Annotated in this window: 23 protein-coding genes and 1 riboswitch; of the genes, 6 read left to right on the forward strand and 17 right to left on the reverse strand. The window is 65.4% G+C overall.

Translation table 11 applies throughout. The features are described from left to right. Positions 1-146: 146 nt before the first annotated feature. From AAHS21_RS30735 to AAHS21_RS30750, 4 genes are all read right to left on the reverse strand, one after another. Positions 147-1,388, reverse strand: a complete 1,242-nt coding sequence (locus AAHS21_RS30735; protein WP_342931151.1) for an IS110 family transposase — start codon at positions 1,386-1,388, stop codon at positions 147-149. Between the two features lie 478 nt (positions 1,389-1,866). Then, complete coding sequence (locus AAHS21_RS30740) at positions 1,867-2,127, reverse strand: hypothetical protein (RefSeq protein ID WP_342931152.1); 261 nt, start codon at positions 2,125-2,127, stop codon at positions 1,867-1,869. A gap of 172 nt (positions 2,128-2,299) precedes the next feature. Beyond that, a complete protein-coding gene (locus AAHS21_RS30745; protein ID WP_237752827.1) occupies positions 2,300-3,079 on the reverse strand; it encodes an ANTAR domain-containing protein in 780 nt (259 codons plus the stop codon). Further along, entirely contained in the window at positions 3,076-3,516 is a 441-nt protein-coding gene (locus AAHS21_RS30750) for an HSP20 family small heat-shock protein (protein WP_036349833.1), read from the reverse strand. The genes AAHS21_RS30745 and AAHS21_RS30750 overlap by 4 nt, the downstream gene beginning before the upstream one ends. A gap of 302 nt (positions 3,517-3,818) precedes the next feature. On the opposite strand from AAHS21_RS30750, the gene AAHS21_RS30755 reads away from it, so the two are divergent. Together AAHS21_RS30755 and AAHS21_RS30760 are read left to right on the forward strand one after the other, a co-directional pair. Next, on the forward strand, positions 3,819-4,127 hold the full coding sequence (locus AAHS21_RS30755) for an ANTAR domain-containing protein (RefSeq protein ID WP_036349835.1): 309 nt from the start codon (positions 3,819-3,821) through the stop codon (positions 4,125-4,127). After that, complete coding sequence (locus tag AAHS21_RS30760) at positions 4,114-4,359, forward strand: hypothetical protein (RefSeq protein ID WP_036349838.1); 246 nt, start codon at positions 4,114-4,116, stop codon at positions 4,357-4,359. Before AAHS21_RS30755 ends, AAHS21_RS30760 begins: the two co-directional genes overlap by 14 nt. A 95-nt stretch (positions 4,360-4,454) precedes the next feature. On the opposite strand, the gene mobF is transcribed toward AAHS21_RS30760, so the two are convergent. From mobF to AAHS21_RS30780, 4 genes are all read right to left on the reverse strand, one after another. After that, a complete protein-coding gene (gene mobF / locus AAHS21_RS30765) occupies positions 4,455-7,358 on the reverse strand; it encodes a MobF family relaxase (RefSeq protein WP_337588803.1) in 2,904 nt (967 codons plus the stop codon). Between the two features lie 249 nt (positions 7,359-7,607). Further along, positions 7,608-8,864, reverse strand: a complete 1,257-nt coding sequence (locus AAHS21_RS30770; protein ID WP_342931153.1) for a rep protein — start codon at positions 8,862-8,864, stop codon at positions 7,608-7,610. Between the two features lie 289 nt (positions 8,865-9,153). After that, complete coding sequence (locus AAHS21_RS30775; protein WP_240488008.1) at positions 9,154-9,321, reverse strand: toxin-antitoxin system; 168 nt, start codon at positions 9,319-9,321, stop codon at positions 9,154-9,156. Positions 9,322-9,483: 162 nt separating this feature from the next. Further along, complete coding sequence (locus tag AAHS21_RS30780; RefSeq protein WP_036349794.1) at positions 9,484-9,687, reverse strand: hypothetical protein; 204 nt, start codon at positions 9,685-9,687, stop codon at positions 9,484-9,486. Between the two features lie 448 nt (positions 9,688-10,135). On the opposite strand from AAHS21_RS30780, the gene AAHS21_RS30785 reads away from it, so the two are divergent. From AAHS21_RS30785 to AAHS21_RS30795, 3 genes are all read left to right on the forward strand, one after another. Beyond that, a complete protein-coding gene (locus AAHS21_RS30785; protein WP_036349799.1) occupies positions 10,136-10,711 on the forward strand; it encodes a ParA family protein in 576 nt (191 codons plus the stop codon). Continuing rightward, on the forward strand, positions 10,704-10,931 hold the full coding sequence (locus AAHS21_RS30790; RefSeq protein WP_036349802.1) for a hypothetical protein: 228 nt from the start codon (positions 10,704-10,706) through the stop codon (positions 10,929-10,931). Before AAHS21_RS30785 ends, AAHS21_RS30790 begins: the two co-directional genes overlap by 8 nt. Before the next feature lie 102 nt (positions 10,932-11,033). Then, a complete protein-coding gene (locus AAHS21_RS30795) occupies positions 11,034-11,765 on the forward strand; it encodes an NYN domain-containing protein (protein WP_036349805.1) in 732 nt (243 codons plus the stop codon). Between the two features lie 142 nt (positions 11,766-11,907). Here AAHS21_RS30795 and AAHS21_RS30800 read toward each other — a convergent pair whose 3' ends face one another. Then, positions 11,908-12,468: a hypothetical protein gene (locus AAHS21_RS30800; protein ID WP_237752826.1), complete on the reverse strand. Its 561-nt coding sequence runs from the start codon at positions 12,466-12,468 to the stop codon at positions 11,908-11,910. Between the two features lie 341 nt (positions 12,469-12,809). Between AAHS21_RS30800 and AAHS21_RS30805 the strand changes: the two genes are divergently transcribed. Then, positions 12,810-12,968, forward strand: a complete 159-nt coding sequence (locus tag AAHS21_RS30805; RefSeq protein WP_157838307.1) for a hypothetical protein — start codon at positions 12,810-12,812, stop codon at positions 12,966-12,968. Positions 12,969-13,423: 455 nt separating this feature from the next. Here the strand turns inward: AAHS21_RS30805 and AAHS21_RS30810 are convergent, their stop codons facing one another. From AAHS21_RS30810 to AAHS21_RS30845, 8 genes are all read right to left on the reverse strand, one after another. Beyond that, a complete protein-coding gene (locus AAHS21_RS30810) occupies positions 13,424-13,582 on the reverse strand; it encodes a hypothetical protein (protein ID WP_157838308.1) in 159 nt (52 codons plus the stop codon). Positions 13,583-13,622: 40 nt separating this feature from the next. Continuing rightward, entirely contained in the window at positions 13,623-15,221 is a 1,599-nt protein-coding gene (locus AAHS21_RS30815) for an Nramp family divalent metal transporter (RefSeq protein ID WP_036349808.1), read from the reverse strand. A gap of 139 nt (positions 15,222-15,360) precedes the next feature. After that, complete coding sequence (locus AAHS21_RS30820; RefSeq protein ID WP_036349811.1) at positions 15,361-16,680, reverse strand: CBS domain-containing protein; 1,320 nt, start codon at positions 16,678-16,680, stop codon at positions 15,361-15,363. Positions 16,681-16,836: 156 nt separating this feature from the next. After that, positions 16,837-17,784 carry a hypothetical protein gene (locus AAHS21_RS30825; RefSeq protein WP_057979830.1) on the reverse strand — a complete coding sequence of 316 codons (948 nt, stop codon included), beginning with the start codon at positions 17,782-17,784 and terminating at the stop codon, positions 16,837-16,839. A 69-nt stretch (positions 17,785-17,853) separates the two neighbouring features. Further along, on the reverse strand, positions 17,854-18,057 hold the full coding sequence (locus AAHS21_RS30830) for a hypothetical protein (RefSeq protein WP_057979829.1): 204 nt from the start codon (positions 18,055-18,057) through the stop codon (positions 17,854-17,856). 309 nt (positions 18,058-18,366) lie between these two features. Then, positions 18,367-18,552: riboswitch (M-box (ykoK) riboswitch) on the reverse strand. Between the two features lie 75 nt (positions 18,553-18,627). Beyond that, on the reverse strand, positions 18,628-19,200 hold the full coding sequence (locus AAHS21_RS30835) for a recombinase family protein (protein WP_036349816.1): 573 nt from the start codon (positions 19,198-19,200) through the stop codon (positions 18,628-18,630). A 676-nt stretch (positions 19,201-19,876) separates the two neighbouring features. Next, on the reverse strand, positions 19,877-20,527 hold the full coding sequence (locus AAHS21_RS30840; protein WP_131536398.1) for a GAF and ANTAR domain-containing protein: 651 nt from the start codon (positions 20,525-20,527) through the stop codon (positions 19,877-19,879). A gap of 448 nt (positions 20,528-20,975) precedes the next feature. Further along, the gene (locus AAHS21_RS30845) at positions 20,976-21,392 is read right to left on the reverse strand and encodes a hypothetical protein (RefSeq protein WP_051660624.1); all 417 of its coding nucleotides are present in this window, start codon (positions 21,390-21,392) and stop codon (positions 20,976-20,978) included. Positions 21,393-21,628: the final 236 nt, after the last annotated feature.

Genomic DNA, 21,628 nt, shown 5'->3' on the forward strand with positions numbered 1-21,628 from the left:
CGGCCAGCATCTGCCGCGCACCGTCGCGGACGATCTCATCGAGCAACGACCGATGGCCGGTCTCCTCGTTGTTGGCCTCCTGGGCACCGTGAACTGACATGAAAATGAAGGTGACCAAGGGCGAGATGTGTTGGCTTGTTGGCTGTTCAGGCGGTGTCGGCAAGTGGTTCCAGGGTGACTTTGTAGCCGAGCGATTCGAGTTGAGCGACGGCGCGTGCTTGGGTCTTGGCGGGCATGCGTCGGGTGAAGTAGTCCGGCCCGGGTTCGCGATAGAACTCACCGTTGGTGAGCATGTGCCACGCGGCAATGACCATGGCGTGTTCGACAGCTACCAGCGCTCTCATCGGCCCGCGCCGCACGGTGATACGCCTGTACTTGGCCCAGAAGTACGTGTCCTTCCGGCGAATGACCGACAGGGCGGCGACGCCCAACGCTCCCTTGAGGTACGGGTTCCCGGGGCGGGTCTTCGTTGACTTGACCCGGCCGGCAGATTCGTTGGATCCGGGCGAGAGCCCGCACCACGACGCCAGATGCCCCGCGGTCGGGAACACACTCATGTCGGCTCCGGTTTCGGCGATGAACACCTCAGCGGTGATCCGGGAAATGCCCGGGATGCTCATCAGCAGATCCCGGGCCGACGCAAAAGGCTCCATTGCTGCCTCGATCCGGGCGTCGAGGCGGGTGATGTCTGCCGAGTGCGCATCGATCCTGTCGAGGAACAGTCGGGTCATGAATCGATGGTGCTCGCTGAATCGCCCGGTCAGCGCCTCCATCAGCGCCGGGATCTTCGGACGCATCCGCCAGTGCACCAGATCGGCGATCGCGGTCGGATCCTGCTGCCCGTCGATCAACGCCTCGAGCATCCTTCGGCTCGAGGCCCCGGTGATGTCGGTGGCCACCGAGGACAGCTTGATCCCGGCATCCTCGAGCAGCTTCTCCAGCCGTTGCGCCTCACGGCTGCGTTCGCGGGTGATGACAGTCCGCGCCCGGGTCAGATCCCGCAACTCCCGGATCGGTGGCGGCGGCACGAACGACGCCCGCACCAACCCGTGCGCCCCGAGATCCGCCAGCCACGCAGCATCGGAAACATCGCTCTTGCGGCCCGGCACATTCCTAGCGTCTCGGGCGTTGACCAACATCACGTCCAATCCGTCGTCGAGCAAGTAATAGAACGGCTTCCAATACGCGCCGGTCGCCTCCATCACCACGCACGTAACCTTCTCGGCGAGTAGATGCTCCCGCAACGCGAGGATCTGATTCGTCATCGAACCCCACGTCGTCACCGACGCCGCCGTCCGCCTCCTCCCACTTCCCTGAACGCGCACGCAGACCTTCGCGTCCTTCTTCGAAATGTCGATCCCCGCGCACCGCGCGTGCACCAACTCCATCACCCACCACCGCCTCCGACGATTCAGCCGGCCATCTCGACACGACCGGAATCCATTGTTGAGGTGTGTGTTTCGGGGAGGGCGGATGAAACAGAAAACTGACATTCGTGCTCGAAGCAACATTCCACGGTTCCCGTGGACCAGATGTGCCCTCCCTCGCCAAGCTACCGTGCGGGCTCACAGGCACCGCAGTTCAACCGGGATCGACCGAAACGCACTGAGCCAGCATCCGCTCACCACACCCGCCGCGCCACCGCTCACCGAACCAAGACACCGCGGCGACCGACGCGACAACCCAGAATTTTCCAACCCCACGGAGGAGCGAAGCGCCCCTGCCCAGCTACCGTGAGCATGGGCGTACCTTCCCAACCAGCGCGCCAACGCCGGTCTTTGATCAGAGCTACTGGACTTCAGATCATCCTCGGGAAGGTGCGCCCACTTTCACGCCCCCTCGCCGAGGCTCATCCACAGGTTCTGATCATTGCTCCAGCAACGGCGCCGTGCCGGCGCTAAAAACGGTCGTGGTCACCAGCAATCCGGTGGCCCGCCGATTCGGGGCGCCCTGGGGGGAGGCAGCAGATGATCCGAACCAAAAATCGAGCATCCCGTCGCTGCTGGTCAAACAGTCCACCCAGCGATCACCCACGATGTCAGCCACGGCATCCATGGAGTACACGGTGAGCTCCTGTATGTCCCCCGCCGCAGTAACCAAAAGCGCCGAATACATTCCGCCAGACATCCCTCCCGACTCCTATCTCAATGTTCTTCTTTTTCCTCGAGGAGCCCCGACGCACCTCTGACAGGCGCGCCTGGCGTTCGCTGACAGCGAACGCCAGGCTCAAACCCCATGCGGGCACCGCGTTGCGGGGCCGATGACCGGCAAGGGCGGCGGCTCCGGCGCGGGTTTGCTTTCACGATTCGTGAGGTTGCGCTAACCGGGTAGGACCGGAGCGGAAGGTTTCTTCGGTGATCGGCGGCGCAGCCCGCAGGTGGATGGTGCGCAGGAGCTCGGTGTAGGCGTGGGGGTCGGCCAGCGCGGCGTCGGTGTGGGGCAGGGCCCGAAAGTCGGTGACGATCTGGCGGGCAAGTATGCGCAGTTTGATGTTGCCGTGTTGGGAAAGTTCCCGCAGGACGGCGAATGCCTGGTCGGCATCGAGGCGGTAGATCAGCATCAGCATGCCTTTGGCTTGCTCGATCGTGGCCCGATCCCGGATCACATCGCTTAGCGCGGGCGTCGGGTGTGCGGCGCTCACCCGATCGAGGTACACCCCGACGGCGTCGATCAGCTGCCCGGTGGGGTCATGTCGGACAGTGGCGGCGGCGGTGATGTGATGGACCACCCCGTCGGCGTCGATGAGCCGAAACCGTGTGCGTAACGGCTCGCTGGTGCCGCGAACCCGCCCGACAAATAGCGGTGGGCGCGCGGCGTCAGCGGGATGAAGGAGGGCGCGCAGGGCGGCAGTGGTCCCCGTCAGCGGCGGGGCAGCCTCGGCACGCTCTGGTTGCGCCGAGGCTGGTGTGCACCGCCAGATCCCGGTGGGTCCATCGAGCTGGAACCACCCCACGGTGACGTCCTGGCCCGGCGAGCTCAGCGGCGGGCAACCCAGTACCGGGGTGGGGGTAGCGGTGGGCGCACCCGGGCAACCTTCCCGGTGAGCGCCCACCCCATCACCGGTAATGTGGTCGCTCACCCCTGATCAAGGGCGTGTTGGGGGGCCGGTGAACCGATTGCGATCTTGCGCGGTTTAGCGGTTTCGGCCACCGGGATCCGCACCCGCAACACCCCACTGTGGTAGTCGGCCTCGATGTGCTCGGTATCCAGGTGCTGGCCCAGCGACAGCTGCCGGCGAAACACTCCGTGTGGGCGCTCGGCAATTACCCACTGCCCGTTCTGGTCGCTGACCTCGGGCCGCTCGGCAGTGACGGTCAGCACATCATGGTCGACCTGCACATCCAGAGCATCGGGGGCGATGCCGGGCACATCAAACTCGACCACGAAACCATCGCCGTCTCGCCAGGCATCCACTGGCAGACCGCTCGGGCGGGCCGCAGTGCCCAACACCTGTTCGGTGAACCGTCCCAGATCGCGGAACGGATCAAACATCATCCCCATCGGTGTCACCTCCATTTCTGGTTCGGTAGGTCACCGACCTACCGGACTGAACTGAACCTTGGCACCCATAAAACCTTTGCTGGATGAGATATATTTCCTCATCCGTGCGGAGCCTCGACCCCTGTGCGCCCGGCCGCTTCCGGCTTGCTCGAATCGAGTGCTCAGCGTCTCAAAGCCACTACGCCGCAGGCTGGCGAACCAGGAAATATAATTCCGATATAGATGGTTTTCTGTGCCAGAAGTAAGCGATTACCTACAGAACATGTCATGGAACACTCCCGGCCCGCCGCCGGGCCGAGCACCCGAGGAGGTGACACGTGAGCACCGCTGGCTATGACCACCCCGACCCGCGCCGAGCCGCAGATCGCATGCTCGACACCGCCGAAGGGGTCCTCGTCGCGCTGCGGCGCTTCCGTCTCAACGACGCCTTCCGCGACCTGATGACCACCGCGCGCCACCACAACGTCAACCCCCTCAGCCTGGCCGACGCACTGGTCGCCCTCGCCGAAAACCACGGCGTCAACGCTCTCGACACCAACGTCGTGGCCATCGCCCGTCACACCTGGGGCCCCCTACTCGACCAGCCCCGCAACCACCCCACACCCCAAGACGATGACCACCCCTGATCCACCCCCCACCAGCAGCAACGGCCCTCAGTCGACGCCACCAGACCACCCCGACCGCGACACCCCGCATACCGTCGTAGCCCTGCTGCGCCAGCTGGGCCTCACCCACGCCTCGGCCCAACACCAAATCGACGTACTGCGCGTCTGGCTCGCCCGCAATCCCCCCAGTCCCGCCCTGCGGATGAGCCTCCACGCCAATGGCTACGGCCTCCTCCTGCGCCAGCGGCAATAGGTGGGCGTGCTAACTCGCGCCCACAGTTGGGGAGTTAAGGCATGGCAGTGCACTGAGAATTTCCGGAGAACACCGGTAACGAGATAAGCCCCTGTTTAGAGGCTGAGGTCATAGCCGGAATCTTGTTCGCGGTGTTGGCTGCGGTCCAGGTCGAGGTGCCGGTCAAGTGCCTGATCTTGTTGTGCGCGTTGGGTTTTCTGGTAGGTACTGCGGCGTCGGGTGACCGCCTGGTGGTGTTCGGCGACCAGGGAAGCGACCTGCTCGGGCAGGTATTGGGTAGGGGTGTCGGCGGCGATCTGGTGCGCGGTGTGGGCGGGTTCGTCGCGGCCGATGATCTGCCGTAGCGCGTGGGCGGCCTGGGTGGTGGTGCCGCGCTGGACGAGGTGCACCCCCTCACCGGGGGCGCTGTGTTGATGGTCAGCTTCGGTGGGGTCGCGGTGGTAGAGGTAGGCGCGGTTGGATGCCCGGCCACGGGTAAGGGCGACGTAGGCCAGGTTGCGGCTGGCAGTGTCAGCGAGCACGGTATGGGTGGTGTCGGCGGTGACGCCCTGGGCGGCGTGCACGGTGACCGCGTGCCCGAGCTGCACCTGCTCGCGCAGGTAATCGCGGTCGAAGACGGCCCACGCGCCGTCGCTGATGCGGCGGGCGGCGATGCGAGGGTGCTCGCGGTTGTCGTCGACTTTGACCACGCGCCAGCGTTGCCCGTTGCGCACCGGCGCCTCAGCCAGGATTTGGGTGCGGTTGTCGGCTTGGTAGACGGTGATGGTCGGGTCGTTACGCCGGCTGATGACCACATCCCCGGTGGTGATGTGGTGCCCGCGGGCTGCGGTCACCGTGGTGGTGTCGCGCCCTGCGGCGGTGCGCTCGGTGACGGTCTGATCGTGGACACGACGATTCAACGCATCACACATCTCCACCGTGTCGGCCAGCAGCAGGGCGTCTTTACCGGCCGCGAGATCGGTCTGGTGGGCGGCCAGCGCGTCGGCGGCCATGGTGACCTGATCCCCCGTGTGGAGTCGGTCGTGGTTGCGGTACCAGTTGATCGCGCGGCGCACCGGCGCCGGCCCGCCCTCCCGCAGCGCTAGCGACGCCGCGCGTTCGGCCGGATCGTGCTGGCGCCACACCTCCGTCAGGCGCTGCGCCCAGGGCAACTCGTCACACAGTTGGGCGAACATTCCCCCCCGGGCTTGGACAGGCTCGAGCTGATGAGCATCGCCGACCAGGACGGTTTTGGTTCCCGCCGTCGTGGTGGCTGACAGGAGTTGGCGCCAGTGGTCGGTGCCGACCATGCCGGCTTCATCAACCACGACCACATCAAAGGGACCCAACTGCAGCCGGCCATCGGCGAGGCGGGCCAGGGCGCTGTGCATGGTGTAGCCCTCGCTGGCCGCCCCTTCGGCGACGGCGACGTCGACGGCTTTTCCGGTGGGGGCGATCACGATCATCCGCGCTTTATGGCGTTTTTCGATGATGGTGCGCAACGCGCGCATGGAGGTGGTCTTCCCCGCCCCGGCCGGCGCGCTCAACGGCACCACCAACTGCGGGGTGGAGGCGATCGCGGTCACCACCTGATGCTGCTGATCCGACACGCCCAGCGCGGCTGCGGTGTGCTCGGGGTGCACCCACGCCATCGCCCGCACCGCGTGAGCGTCGACGAGGTCGAACACGCGGCGCTCCTCCGCCAAAATCAGGTCAACCGTATAGCGCTGCGAGCCTTCACGTTGATGCGCCAACCGCGGCGCGGTCAACCGCATCCCCACCGCGTCCACCGCGGCCTCGATGAGCTGGCGCGGCATCCCCGCGCCAGCTCCGCCACCGCTGGCGGGGTCGGCGTCGTCGACGAGTAGCGGCAGTTGGGCGCCGATGATTTCGACCAGATCCGCCCGCGTCAACGCCGCCTTATCCCCCCGGGCCGCCATTGCCGCCACCGCCCGCCGATCCACCACCACACCGCCACGACGCGACACGCGTGCCGCGGCGGTGCGCGCGGCTTCCTCGCGCGCGGCGCGGGCCTCACGCTGCGCCGCACGCGACAGCACCAGACCACGCGTGTCGGCGCGCCATCCCGCACGCAGTTCAGCCCAGGACATCGACTCGGGTTTACGCGGCCGGGTGGCCTTCTGCGCGACCGCCAACTGCCCCTGCGACAACCCCGCACCCCCCTCAACGAGGGTCAGATTTGAGGCCGCCCACTGCCGCAATTGCGTCGACCGTTGTGACCATGCGGCGATATTTTTCGGGTCGATTCCGGCGACCTCCGCCATCCCCGTGGAGGGGTCGATCGGCCCCCACTCGATACCGGTCAGCCGATGCAGTTCATAGCGCAGGGTGGCCTGATAAATGATCCCCGCCGCCCGGGCTTCATGGAACAAACTGGTGCCGTCAATCGACACCAGCCGGCCATCAGCGCGGGCTTGGCGGTTGGGCACCAACACGTGGGTGTGCAGGTGCGGATCACCCGCCCGTGAGGTCTCATGCTGGTAGGCCGCCGCCACCAAACCGGGCAGTTTGTGGAGGTCCTTTAGCCCGGTGACGGGGTTGTGCATCCGGGTGTAGCCGGCATGGTCGGCCAGGTATTCGAGAGCCTCGGCGAGCGCCGTCTGGTGCGCCGCGGACACTGCTTTGTCGATCACGTCATCCCCGAACGCGCGCACCAACGACACGGACTTCGGAGCGCAAAACGTCAAATCAAACCCGTGCACACCCGTCGTGCCGTGCGCACGTCCACACTCCCCACTGGGGGCCACACCCTCATCCAGCCAGCGCGCCACCACCTCCGGATCAGCATCCCCACCGCCGCGTTCACTGCCACTCAACCCGACCAAATCCGCCGCCGCACGAGCATCCCCCGCGCACGCCCACACCGGGGTGCGAGTGTCGCGTTCGGCGTAATACTCCGCCAACCCACCATTAGCCCGCTGACGGTCTTTCACCGCATCACCCACCGCCCGCGCGGTGTCGTTGTAATAGTTCACCGACCACAACGACAACTTCGCCACCGTCAACAACCCGCACCACCCCCCTCAGACCTCGCCGGGGCCGCCCGCCGCAACGGCTAGGGCGACGCTACGACGGACGGCACCACCAGCCTCGCCCAACTTGTGCAAATGTGCCAGACATCCTACTAGGCGATTGGAGTAGGTATTCTGGTGGCAGTGAACCCCCGGGGGGTGGCGAGTAAGTGATTTGATGGGTGGCGGCGCATGGGGCGGTGGAGATCGGTAGAAGCAGCGGTGTTGGACGAGCTGTTATGTCTGCTGGAGGAGCGTGAGGACACCGTCGGCCTCGACGCGTTGATGAGCTATCTCGTGGACGGCGTCAGCGTTCCCGCCTACCGACCACCGGGCCAGTTGTGGGACATCGCCACCGTCGGGCCGGAGGCACCGCCCACTGTCCTCTGAGGTGTCGAGAGACGTCTCCGGAACGTCCCACGGTGGGTGGGCAGGACGAGCGCGCAGTATGCGGCGGATCTCGTGCTGGGCGGCGGCGATGCGTGCGTGTTGGGCGGCGGTCAACGGCACCGGGTGCGGCGTCTTCTGGTCGATGCGGTCGGCGGCGCAGCCGCCGACCTTTGTCGGGGGCTGCGCGGTGGTCCAGGTGAGTCGTCGGAGTCGGCTGGACAGGAACGCGCCGGGGTTGGTGATGTGGTCGGGCCAGGTCGCGCCGCGGGCGCGCATGTCGGCGTTCAGCGCGTCGGTGATGTCCTGTGCTGTCCATACCAGCGGGTCGATACCGGCTGCGGTGAGCGCATCGCAGATGGTGCCGATGTGGACGCGGTCGAGGCCGTGGGCCGCAGCGACGAGGGCCGCGGCGAGGCGTTGGGTGGCCAGTGGTCGCGGTGTGGACCGCCGGGGCGGGCACACTGCACGGGTTTTGAATCCCTTTCGTGAATCTTCATGAGCGGGCGCGCTGGCGCGCCCGCTTGGTGAGTTTCTCCCTACGGGAGTTAAAAGACTAAGACCGCCTGACGGCGGTAGGTGGAAATCCTGCACAGGGTCATGCACAGGACGAGGCGATGCCGGGCGGGCTTCGCGGCGCGGCACCAGGTGGTACACCGAGGGTCTACGGCCGACGCTGGGGGTGCCCGGTGAGCCGTGTCCGCGTTGGGCCTCCACGGCCCATTGGGAGGCCCGTAGGACCCGCCAGGCGGCCGTAATGGTGCGTACGTCACAGCCCACCCGGGCGGCGATGGTGGCACGGGTTACGGCGACGTGGCGGCCGGTGGCGTGATCGGCGTGCTCGGCCATCACCCCGGCGATCGACAACAGCGTCGTCGCGGTGATCGACACCCGCTGCTCCGTGCACAGCTGGCCCAGGGCCGGCGACTGCGCCCAACGCTGGAGCCCGTCGAGCCAACTGCTGCGGCTGGTCCACATCGGCGCCCGCGGCCCACACGCGCCGGCGCGCTCGACCCAGCCGCGGCGGCGCTCATTGTTCAGCGCTCGGGCGACGTGCGGTGTGGGCGCGATAGCGGCGCCCAGCGGCGCCGGCCACGCACTGCTCACCCGAGCTGATCGGGCGGTGAGGAAGTCACGATTTGCGCACTGATTGCGCGCCATTTCTGGAACGTCAGACAGGCGTGCGCTACCGTGAGAGCTGTCGGTCAAGACAGTCCCTTCGGGGAAATGGGTACGGAAGACCCGGAACCGAGTTCGCAGCTCGGTTTGAACCTCCAGACGTGGCCCCGCCTAAGGCGGGGCCTTCGTCATTCAGCGGGGGTTCCGCACACCAGCTATTCAGATGTCACGTTTGGCCTTACGGCTAAGTCCAGCCAGCAGCCGCGGCGCATACCGGTCACATCGCCAGCGGCAGCTCCTCCCTTGACTTGTGAAGTGCAAGGACAAGCTCGGGATGGCCGACGTGCTCGGCTAGCAGGTCTGCGACGTACTGCCCCATCGGGATACCGAGCTCGGCCGCCCTCTGTTTGACGATGTCGTAGACCACCCGAGGGGGGCGCGTCATGATCTGGGCGCGGTCACCTTTATGCGGTTGAGCCATGAGCAGGACTCTGCCAGCCGGAACAAGCTGTAACTGATAGCGACACGCGGTTTGTGTGGACCTGTGTGACGCGTGTGGTTCACGCGGCCGGGTGGCCTCTCCCCTGCTGTGCGCCCGTCATCGCGGTCATGGTCGTCTGGTGAGAATCGCGATGGCGGCTTGAATGACGACGCCCAGGATGGCGCCGATGACGCGTCCGGTATCTCCGATGGTGAGCTTGGATTCCGGGTTGCGGGCGTGGATGCGATCAGCGAGGACGCAGACCGTCACGACGGTAGCCACGACTCCGAGGATGGCGACGATCCACACGGCCAGGTCAGTTCCGCTCATAGTTGATGCTCTTTCTCTGGTTGGTCGGGAAAGCGGCTCCCGGAGCGGGGCGTGAGAGCTCCGCTCTTTTCTTCTGGGCGGAACTGGGCTGTTTTCCACGGCACTGCCGCACCTTTCTCGTCGTGGCAACTCGGTCATTGGTGAAGTACCGGGGCGAGAGCTGTTTTCCGTCGTGCGGTGCGGCAGGTAGTTCTCTGGCACTCATCGGGAGGTATATGCCGGTGGGGTGCAGCGGCGGGGTCGCGAGGTACGGGCCATGAAAGAAGGGGTGCTTGGGGGTGTAGCTTTCACGCCCTCTAATGACCTGCTGGAGGCCGATTTGCCGACAAGACGGGTGGTGACAATTTGGTAACGACTCGCAGAAATACCGGGTCTACGTCGATAGACGTAACGACGTAATAGCGTGTTGACGTATATGCGTCATTGCGCTGTGACGTAAGGTTTGGCCATGCCTACGGTTTCTTTGGTCCACACCAAGGGCGGCGTTGCGAAGACGACGTCGGCGGTGTATCTCGCGACTGCTGCCCATCGCCGCGGTCGCGATGTCGTACTTGTTGATGCCGACCCGCAGGGCTCGGCGCTGGAATGGGCGGCGGCCGCCCAGGATGACCCCTTGCCGTTTCCGGTGGTGCCGGCACGCCGACCCCTGGACGTCAGTGGCCGCCAGGAGTTGACGATCGTGGACACTCCCCCGGGTACGGCGCAGGTTATTCAGGAAGCGATCGAGCTGGCCGATTTGGTCGTGGTGCCCACGGGGGCTTCACCGCTGGATGTCCGCCGGGTATGGCCGACTTTGGAGATCACCGCACACCGCCCCACGGCGGTGCTGCTGACCGGCGTCGATCTACGAACCCGACTAGCCGACGAGGTGAAGACCCTGCTGGAGGACGAGGGCGTGCCGGTGATCGAAACGCGGATTGTCCGCCGTGAGGGCATCCGCCGGGCGTTCGGGTCTACACCGAATCACCTGTACGGCTACGACGACGTGTTCGACGAGCTGATGGGGGCATTGGTTCATGTCTGACTTGACTTCGAAGATGGCCGCACGAGTGAAGACAGAACCCGCCAAGCGGGCGGCTGAGGCGTTCCGCTCCCCCACTGACGATATGCAGCGCGCCACCGTTTATCTGCCACGCGCGACGGTGCGCGGACTGAAGCAGGCTGCACTGGACCGGGACACGAGCATGAGCAAAATCCTCACCGACCTGGCCGATCGGTGGTTAGCCCAGAACGCAAAGACGTAAGAACGTAAATGCGTCATTACGTCCTTACGTTAACAACTTCATGCCCCCAGCCGGGATCGTCCTGGCGGGCGATTGCGTGCCCGCCAGTTAGCGTCTGTTTCTATGCGAGTGGGTGTGTACATCGATGGTTTCAACCTGTACTACGGCGGCAAGTTCATCTGCGGATCTGGCACGGCCGGCTGGCGATGGCTTGACCTGCGCGCCTTGGCGACGCGGCTGATGGCCAACCAATCGGCTTGGAGCGGTGCGACCGTTGAACGCATCGTGTACTGCACTGCGCGTATCTCAGGAGCTGACAACCGCGTCGGCAGTCGAGAACAGGACGCCTACCTCGCCGCTTTGACCCGCGCCGCTGTCGTGGATCACATCGAAGAGGGCAACTACGTCAACCGCGTCACCTCCGCGCCCCTGGCCACCAAAGACCGACGCGGGCGTCCGGTTCTCACCACCCCAGCTTGGCCGGTAACCATTAAAGATGGTGCCGGGCAGAATGCCCCCGACGCGCGGTTCTTCGTTTCTGTTGCCCGGCGCGAGGAGAAGGGCTCCGATGTAAATGTGGCCGCCCACCTGCTGCTGGACATCCTCGAAAACCGCATCGACGCCGCGCTGGTGATCAGCAACGACAGCGACCTGAAATTTCCTGTCCAGGCCGCACGTGACCGCGTCCCGGTCGGCACCATCAACCCGACCAAAAACCAGACCGCAGGAAAGCTGCGGGGGCGACCGTCGGACGGGGTAGGCAACCACTGGTGGTACCAGCTGGTCGCCGCAGATTTCCAGTCCTGCCAACTCCCGGACCCCGCTGGCGGGGTGTCTAAGCCGCCGCCCTGGTGACCTGCCCGACAGGGGAGGGGAATTGCGTGGACGCAACGCGCGTTGCATAATTGCGGAATACCACCCGTCCCCGGCAGGGGACGGGTTTTTTCTTGCCCAACGTAAGGACGTAATGACGTATATGCGTCGTTACGTCCTTACGTCATGATTGCGTATTGAAGCGCTTTTCCCAGGCTGGGTAGCTGCCGAGGCTACGAAGAAGGGGAGCGGTGAGTGCTGCCACGACCTGGTCGGGGTTTTCGTCGAGGTCGGCTAGTGAGGCTTCGGTTGCTCTCTCGTAGATGTTTTCTGTGTAGACGGGTCCTTTGTCGCCGAAGTTCTGGTCGGCGATGATCCATGACGTCGAGTCGCGTAGGCCATTCATGGAGAGGGCGAACCGCCAACTTCCGGTGTAGCCCCAGCGGTGCGACACTGCAGCGGCCAGGCGGGCAAGCAAGCTGACGTGCCCGATGATCAGTCTTTCGAAGACCAGCGTGAGGTCGGGTGGGGGAGGGGACACGTTGCTGAATGAGCGGGTGGTCACGGCGCGCTCCGATGCCAACACGAGTCGGCCGGACTCATAGAGCACGATCTCGGCGGCGGAGTCCTTGCCGGCGAAGCGTTGCCCGTCGTACATGCCGGTGGTCAACGCGAGGCCAGACGAGCATGTCTTCTCGCGCGCCGACCGGGTCGGCCAGCACGACGAGCAGAGGAGCAGCGTCACCAACGAGTTCGGTACGGATCGAGCGGGCTTCAGCTCGTAGATCGCGGCGGTCCGCCAGGCGCCGGTCTAGGAGGCGTACGACCTCGGGGTTGGGCACCCCCATCGGGGCCAGGCAACCCCTCACCGTCGTCGGCCGTCTCGTCCGTGCTCGTCGTGATTGCCACCCGGTGTGGTCCTCCTCGTGCAAGCGGTCCATACCAAGACTCATATGCAGCGCAACTCGGTAATTCCCCAACACCCTAATGTGATTTAGATCACGCATTTGACCTGGGGAAACGTGCCTGCGGCCTGCATAAGAGCTTACAGAAACAACCGATTCGCGAACCCCTTTAGGAGGTGTCATGATCACCCTGATCGCGCTCACGGTGACGATGTTCTTCATCGCGGCCACCGCCGTCACCATCGCGCTGCGCTGGCCAGCCACCATCACCTGGGTCCACGTCACCGTGGCCGTGGTCGCTCCCATCGCCGCCGAAACGATCAACCTGTTCGTCCGCTGAACTGGCCAAACAGACGGCATAATTGCGCAATACCACCCGTCCCCGGCAGGGGCGGGTTTTTCTTTGCCTTCATGGGCCGCCCCCAGCTCACCGCGGCCTGTGGCGTCGTGACGTAATCACGTACTTACGTTATTACGTCACGACGCACCACTTCATCCAACCTGGGATGCAACGACAGATCAGAAGGTTAGGGGTCGGGCCGTGTCCCGATAACGAAGGTTTTCGGGACGCCGAAGAGCCACCGTCCCGCCTTAGCCTTGGACCATCCTCAGACTGTCAATCGGACGGTTCCTGGTCGCGTGATCTTTCGTGGCACGCCCCATGCTGCCTCTAGAGCCGTACGCGACCTCTCTCAACGCGTCCCTCAAGTCAAGAATGGTCCTGAACAAAGGGCCGCAACCGTGGTCACAAGACACCCGATGAATAAAGGTGAGCTGTCTCGGTCGAGAACACGCTTAGCGGCCCCGTCGGCCCCACAGGATCAGCAGTGTCACCGTCGCGATCACCGCGATCGTCACTAGCAGGATCGTGGAGCCGATGATCACCGCGTGGTGGCTGTACTGCGGTAGCGGGGTCGATGCCACGGCCAGCGAGCCACCGAGTGCGGTGCTCACATCCGCCGGTCCCTGCACCGGCGCGCGGTGCGGCGCATGGTCATCCGCCGCCGAGTTGGACGGCTTTGACGATGAGCAGGATCGCGCCGACGACCAGGTAGCCGCGTAGGGCGAGCATGCCGAGTTTGGTTCCGGCCGACCAGGTGACGGGTTCCAGCAAGGCCAGGGGCGGCATGCGCCACGACATCTTCTCAGGCCCGTCGATCACGGTCACTGGGGCCGGGGCCCTGGGGTTTCGGCGTTGCAACCACTTCAGCACCCCGACCGCGAGGATGGCCAGGATGACGATGCCTGCGGCGAGGTACGCGGTGACGGTCACGACGTCCAAGTCGGGAAATAGGGTGGTGGCCATCAGGATCCCCGACAGCAACAGCAGCACCGCGACGATGAACACCGCGACGACGTTGAGCCAGCGCCGGTTCACCCACGGGCCCAACACCTCCCGGTCGTTGCACAACAACAGCAGGAACACACTCGCACTCGGCAGCAGCAGACCCGCCAGTGCCTGCACCGCAGTGGTGATCAGACCCAACGGCGCACCCGGGATCAGCACGATCCCAGCGGCGGCGGCGACCATCGCGATGTAGGAGACGTAGAACGGTTTGGCGTCGGCAAACCCGCGGTGCAGGGAGTGTTTCAGGCCGAACACGTCGCCGAAGGCGTAGCTGGTGGCCAAGGTCACCGCTGCCGCACCCACGATGGAGGCATCCAGCAGCACGATCGCGAAGACCGGACCCAGCACACTGCTATGCGCCGACAGCAGACGGGCGATGTCTCCGGCGTCGCCGAAGTTGCCCTCACTGCCGGTGGAGCGGGCCGCCCAGTCCGCGGTCATCACCAACGCAGCCGCACCGATGACCACCACGAACGCGCCTATGGTGGTGTCGGCGCGCTCGTAACTGATGAAGCGCGGGGTGATGCGCTTGTCGACGATGTTGGACTGCTGAAAGAACAGCTGCCACGGCGCAACGGTGGTGCCCACGATCGCAATGATCAGCAGCACCGCATCCGAGCTGAGCCCACCCTTGATGCCCGGCACGACGAAGGCCTGTGCGGCCGCCCCCCACTGGGGGTGCGACAGCAGCAGCATCGGGATCTGCAGCAGGGTGATCGCGATGAACACGAACATGGCGCGTTCCCAGCGACGGAAACTGCCCGAGGCCATGATCGCCACCAACGCCACCGCGGCCGTCGGGACGACGATGTACTTCGAGACACCGAAATAGGCGGCGGCCAACGAGACGCCGATGAACTCGGTGACGATGGTCAGGAAGTTCAGCAGGAACAGATCCCCCACGGAGAACCAGCCCCACCCGCGGCCGAAGCGTTCGTTGATCAGCCGGGCATGGCCCACCCCGGTGACCGCTCCGAGGCGGACCACCATCTCCTGGTTGACGATCAGCACCGGGATCAGCAACAGCAGCACCCAGAGAAGGCTGTAGCCGTAGTTTTGGCCGGCCTGGGCGTAGGTGGCGACACCGCCGGCGTCGTTGTCGCCGACCATCACGATGATCCCGGGCCCGAGGATCGCCAACAGTGTCAGCAGCCGGGTCTTGAGCGTGCGGCCCTGATCGCTGTCGCCGACGCTGACCCGGCCGAACGCGCCTTCGATGTCACCGAGATGGGCGCTGTCCAACACCGCCGACGCCTGAGGCGCTGCAGGGGCTGGAGTCGGCTCGGGTCCCGGCGCGCTGGTGGACGCGGCCTGTGGGGTGACATCAGCAGCGGGAGCCTGATCCGGTGCCGTGGGGTCGGTGGTGCCTACCGGCGGGTGGGAGTCAGCCATGACCGGCCCCGTCCTGGGCACCGACGACGTCGCGGATCGGGCGCGGCGCGGGTTCGCGGCGCCGCCAGTCCTCGGGGATGGTGGCCTCCAGGACGTCATCGAAGGTCACCACACCGACCACCCGGTCGCCCTCGTCGACGACGGGGATGGCGACCAGGTTGTAGTCGGCCATCAGCAGGGCGACGTCGGTCAGGTCGGCTTCCGGGGTGACTCGGATCGGGTCGACGTCGAGCAGCTCGGTGATCGGGGTGTGGGGGTCGGATTGCAGCAGCCGGATCACCGAGACCACCCCGACCAGTTCGCCGGCCTCGTTGACCCCGTGCATCTTGAGCAACGCCTCGGGTTGCATCGCCCGGGCGGCAGCGATGATCGAAAGAGCTTGCGCGGCAGTGGCATCCGTCGAACACGACGCCACGTCGACGCTCATCAACCCGCCCGCGGTCGAGGGGTTGAACCCCATCAGCGTGATGACCTTGGTGCGCTGCCCCGCCGGCAGCAGCTCCAGCACCCGGCGACGGCGGGACTGGCGCAGATCGGCGATCGCGTCCGCCGCGTCGTCGGCCCGCATCCGGGCCAATACCCCGGCGACCTCGGTATCAGTCATGTCGCCCAGGATCTTGGTGGCCTTGTCGGGGTCGAGTTCCTCGAAGACGTCGGCCTCCAACTCCGGGTCGGAGTGGAGGCGGTCGAGGATTTCTCCACCCTCGTCTTTGTCGGCGTCCTCCAGCAGGTCCGCGATCTGGGCCGGCTTCAGCTTCGACATCCGCCCGCCCGCGCGCTCCAACACGCTCGCCGTGTGCCCGATGAGCGGTTCGAAGGACTTCCAGTCCCGGCTGGCATGCCCCCCACCGGATTTGATCAACCCGAACAGCCGCGCCGGCCGGCGGGTATCCAGCCGTGCCAGCACCCAGCCCGCCCCGGTGTCCTCGAGCTCGATGTCGTAGGCATGCACCAACTCCGCGGCCGCGACGTCGATGAGCCGGTGATCGAGGACGTCGGTGCGCAACAGAACCTCGCCGTCACGGCGTTCGAACTCGCGCAGATCCACCTTGTTCTTCGACAGATCGACGTGTTCCTGGGTCAGGTCGGTGATCTGCCCGGACGACACGTACACCCGACGGCCGCCGATCCCTACCACCAGGCCGGTGACCGGCGGATACCCCTCGGCACCGCGCAGGCTGACGATGACGTCCTCGACCCGGCCCACCGCGTCACCGGCCTTCGCGACGACCGGACGACCCAGGAGATCGGACAGATGGATCACCGGCCGTGACGCCGTGGGCGCTCCACCATCAGGCGGGACTTCATGCATAGTGACTCTTCCTTCTCGATGAGACGATCGCGGCCGTGCCCGAATGTCGCGGTTCCATATGCGCACGACCACGTGAACACTGGGCGACACCGATCTCGACCACCGTCGGTAGACACCCAAACCTGGGACATGTGGATGGATCGTCCACAGAGGTCGTTAGTCACCGGGCCCTCGATCACGACCCTTACGCCGGGCCGCGTACCGAGGGCTGTAGCCAGTGCGAGATCCCGTAGGGGTCGCGCATCTGGCTACCACGTAGACGGCAAGGAGAAGTGCTGGCCCGATCACGCTGGCCAGTAACCCCAACCCGGCGAGGTGCCCGATCAGCGCGATCAGGCCAATGACGATGTTCGCCAGCGCGGCGACCTCCATGATCAGCACGGCGATCACGACCCGGCGCCGCCGCCTCACGTCGTCAACGGTGGTCTGGCGCTGCTGATCGAGGTCAGTTTCATCGGCGACTTCCGCGCGAAGCAACTCAAGCAGGGCGACCGGGACGTCGGTCGCCACGCTGACATCCCCGACGTCGTCGCCGCGGCGCAGCATCAGCGCCGCCAACCGGACCCGCACGCTGGCGTGGCGATCGTCATCGGCCTCCGGCAGTGGGGCCGTTGATCGCTTGGGAGTCATTCCCAGGTCACCGAGGAACGCCGGGTTCGATCCGGCGGACGCCGCCCGCGGGGGAGTGCGCCGCGTGCGGGACCGTCGTTTCTTGGGCATGTCCTCAGTATGACCAGGTCGGACGGGTCGCAACATCGAGCCATTCCTGTCAATCTCCTGTCGCCACAGGTGCCTATCGGCGGGTACACCTGCTAGACGCGCGGCGGGCCGCCCACCACATCGTCCGGAGGTCCTGGGTTGGGAATTTGGACGGGTAGGGGTGTCGGCCATGTCGGCCATCACCTCGACCAACGCTTGCGGGACGCGGGTTGTGGTGGCGACCACCGCCGGGTCACCACCGTGCCGCAGCATCGCCCGGGCGGTGAGCATCCGGATGGTGGCGGTCAGCGTTCCGTCGGCCCGCTGGCCTGACACCCCTTGCGGCGCAGTTATTTTGGCGGGTTTATCGATCGCGTCGTGCGTCTGATCGTCGTGGGAGTCCATCGGTGGGCCTCCTCGCGCGGCGGCGGGCCGGGGCGGGCCGGGGTCGTGATGCACCCCAGCCCGAACCGGTCAGCCGACGTGCCCACCCAGTGACGCCGTGATCAGCGCGGGCGGGGTGTAGGACGCCAACAGGTACGCCCGCTCCTGCGGGGTCAAATTGCGCCGGACCCACACCCGTCGACACGCCCTGCGGCCCCAGGTGAACCATCCGTGTGCGGCACGGGACGCCATCGACACCACGGGTATGCGAAGACGAGACAGAACAACAACCATGACAAAACTCCTTGACGCAAAGAGAAATTGGGGTGTCGTGGCATCTTTGAGTGTCACGCGGACCTCAAGCAGGCAGCAGCGCCGTAGGGGTGCACCGTCGGAACAATGGTGCACTCGAACAATCAACGACGAGAAGGGCTTTAGGCCTCGATCGACTCAAGCTGGCCACGCAGCGGGAACAACTCCGAACCCGCAGACGGCGGTTTATCGCTGGTACTCAACGGTGTTCCTCACCTCCTCGCAGCCAGGACGCACGCGGGCGTCACATCGAAAGCACACGTGGGGAGGACGTGCGGCACAGTGACCACACCTACACCCCTCTCGTCAGAGCTTCGGCACTGCACGGCGTATCGGGCCACCAGAAAACACTCGGTGCTCGAAGCCACTTGGGCTCAACCCTTAATCCGGGAGGAGCTGTCCTGACCCGGGGCGTCTTTCGACGTTCGGGGTCAGTGGCCTTTATCCGCGCAGACGCCTCACCTAGCGAGGTGCTTGCACCGATCAGTGTGGACCTCCAGACCACAACCCGTCAAGACGAACCAGACGACGCGCGCGTTGACCCCTCGTCCCTCACACCATCGGCTCTGCCGACAAGTAGCGATAGGCGGTCGCCCGTCCAATACCGAAGGCCTTGGCCAGTTCTCGTACGGGTTCGCCAGTAGCAGCGAGTCGGCGGAGTTGTTCTTGCCGTTCTGGGCTAAGCCGTGGTGGCTTGGTAGCAGGCAGGCACCGGGTTCGGCGTGATGCGCGTGATGCAGCTCGGCGTTCACGGCCGAGCTCAAGCTCGAGTTCGGCGAGGGTCGCCATGATCGCCGCTACTGCGCGCCCGGTCGGTGTGGCTGTATCTACGCCTTCACGCAAGGCGCGCAACAGGATTCGTCGCTCTCCGAATTCGGCGATGGTGCGGGTGACTTCGGCGACCGAGCGGCCGAGTCGATCGATGGCGGTGACGACGACGGTGTCACCGGGCCGGGCGTAGGCGAGCAGAGCCGCCAGTCCCGGCCGGTCCGTCTTCGCCGACCCCGAGAGCTTGTCGGTGAACACCCGATCCGGCTCGACGCTGGCGGCGGCGAGCGCAGCGAGTTGGGCGTCGAGGTCTTGGCCTGTGGTGCTGACGCGGGCGTAGCCGAGGATCGTCGTCATGCCAATGACTGTCTCACCACCCTGGACAGCAAAGATGTGAGACACGCGGTGTGAGACAAGAAACGAGACAGCGCGACCTGGGATTACACGGTGGGGGAGTAGCTCTCTGAGGGGTGTCTCTTTTCTCTACAAAAGAGACGTGCATGAGTATTCGGACGGCGGGTAGAGGATTGCCATGAATGGCCGCGGATTGCATCACCACGCACCTGTAACTCCTGATGAGGTTCTCGCCGAGACGCTTCGACTGCGCCCCGGCAAAGCGAATACTGTTACAGGACAACGGCGTTGGCGTTCTGACCGGCGGCGTGCCGCCAGGGTTACCATCTCACCGACTGGGGCTTGCAAGGCGAGCACCCTGATCGCGGCCGCCTTCAAGGTGTCTGCGTGCGGTGAATCCTCGTCCCGGCCGATGACGTCTCCGCCACCCCCGGCCATCACGACGGGGGCCGAGGTGCCAATTTTCCCGGATGTGGATGTGGGTTAGCGGTGTTTGTGGGTAGTTCCCCAGACAGGGGGAGTGGTGGTCGCGACACTGAGACTCCCTCTTAGTCCTTGGTGGTTCAGCCCGTGTGCCATCAAGGACGCTTCTCCTGGGCTGGCACGCTAGGGCTGGCGTACTTGACCGCAATCTTTGAGACATGTTGCAAAACAGGCTGTTTAGGTCGACACGTCACCGTTAGATGACGGTGGCGATGAGGTGTTGGGCAATGTCGAGCAGGGGGGTGTTGGATTCTTGAGAAAGCTGACGCAGCAGCGCGAAGGCGGCATCGGCGGTGATGCTGAAGCGTTCCATCAGGATGCCTTTGGCTTGACCGATGTCATCGCGGGAGCTCAGGGCGCGGCGTAGCTGCTCTTCGCGCACCACCGCACTCCAGGCCCCAGCGGCCAGCGCCGCCAGATCGGCGGCATCCGCGAGGACGGTGGCATCGAAAGCCTCAGGTCGTTCAGCAGCCAGAATCAGTACCCCCAGCACGAACCGGTCGTAATGCATCGGCAGCGCTGCGATACTGCGCACCGAAGTCACCCGAGCGGCTTCGCGGGTGAACTGCGGCCAGCGCCCCTCGACGGTGAGGTCAGCGACGAGGACGGTGTCCTGGCTGCTGGCGGCGTCCCGAGCCGGACCTGCCCCACCATGGCGCTCAGCGTCGTGCAGCATCGCGATGACAGGGTGTTCGGTGATGACCGCTGCGGGCGTGCGCTCCACGCGCCGAGCTGGCACCGCTATGCCGGCGTAGTTAACGACCGGAATCTGCTGCTCGATCAGATTCACCAAATCAGCCAGGGCGACCGGCACGGTGCTCAACTCCGCGTGGCGGATCGCGCCCATCACCGCGACCAGCGAGCTCAGCAGTGGCCCGTCGGCAGGCACCCTCCCCGCCCCTCTGGGCCCCCACGCTACCCCGTCCACGCGTGAAGGGGCCCACAACCACACCGACGGGAGAGCGAGCGAAGAACCATTCCGCCCCGAGCACCGGCCACCCCCGGAGGGCGACCGAGCCGAAACCAAACGGGAACGCTCGCAGCCCGCTCACGGTCAAAACGGGAAAGGTCACAACGACATCGACGCGGCGATGCTAGATCAGCGCTGCACTTCTCAACACCTGACCCGCGTGGGGGCCACTCCAGCAAGCAGCACAGGCGCAACCAGCCCTGCCACGCCCGACTGTAATGGCCAAACTGTCACCCGGCCAAAACCTTCACCCATATCCTGTTCACCTGACAGGTGAACAGCTCACCGGTGCCGGGCGCGTCAGTCTGACGCACCCGGACTTGCGCTAGTGCTCGACGTGGTGTCGATCGAAAGACGGCGGCGCCCAGCCGCGGGCGTGGCGGAACCGCCGGTGCAACCACATCCGCCGAAGCCGTCCCGGGTCCCGCAGCCCCCGACGGTCCTGGGTGGTCAGTCCCAGTAGCCGGCCGTCGCTGCTCTTTGAACAGACGATGACACTGCCGTACAACAACGGCACGGTGCGCACCGAGAAGGTGGTGACCGATAGCAGCAGGCCGGTGGCCTGCTGATTCGGCCGATACCGGCCCGCCACCGCCGAGCGGAACCAAAAATCGATCACCCCATCGTTGCTGGTCAAGCAATCCACACACGAGTCACGAAGGATCGCGTTGATGGCACTCGGGGAGTACACCGTGATCTCCTGCACATCCCCAGCTGGAGTGATCAGCAACGCCGTGTACACGGCAACCCCCTTCCACAACCTCGGCAGGCAGTCCCGGCGCCACTTGAACCTTGAACCCCTCAGCACCATCATGCGCTCCGCGCACCGGCTTCGACGGGTGGGTTCACGTCCAGCGTGTTCGACCGTGTTAGTCAGCGTTGCCGCTCACGCTGCCACCTGAAACCCCACGTCGCAGGTGTGAGCTCTAATGGGCAGGAGCACGGCCAGGTCGGGGCAGACCACCAGAACACCCTGGC

Origin of the sequence: Mycobacterium sp. 050272, assembly GCF_039023525.1 — a bacterium.
In the GTDB taxonomy this organism is placed as follows: domain Bacteria; phylum Actinomycetota; class Actinomycetes; order Mycobacteriales; family Mycobacteriaceae; genus Mycobacterium.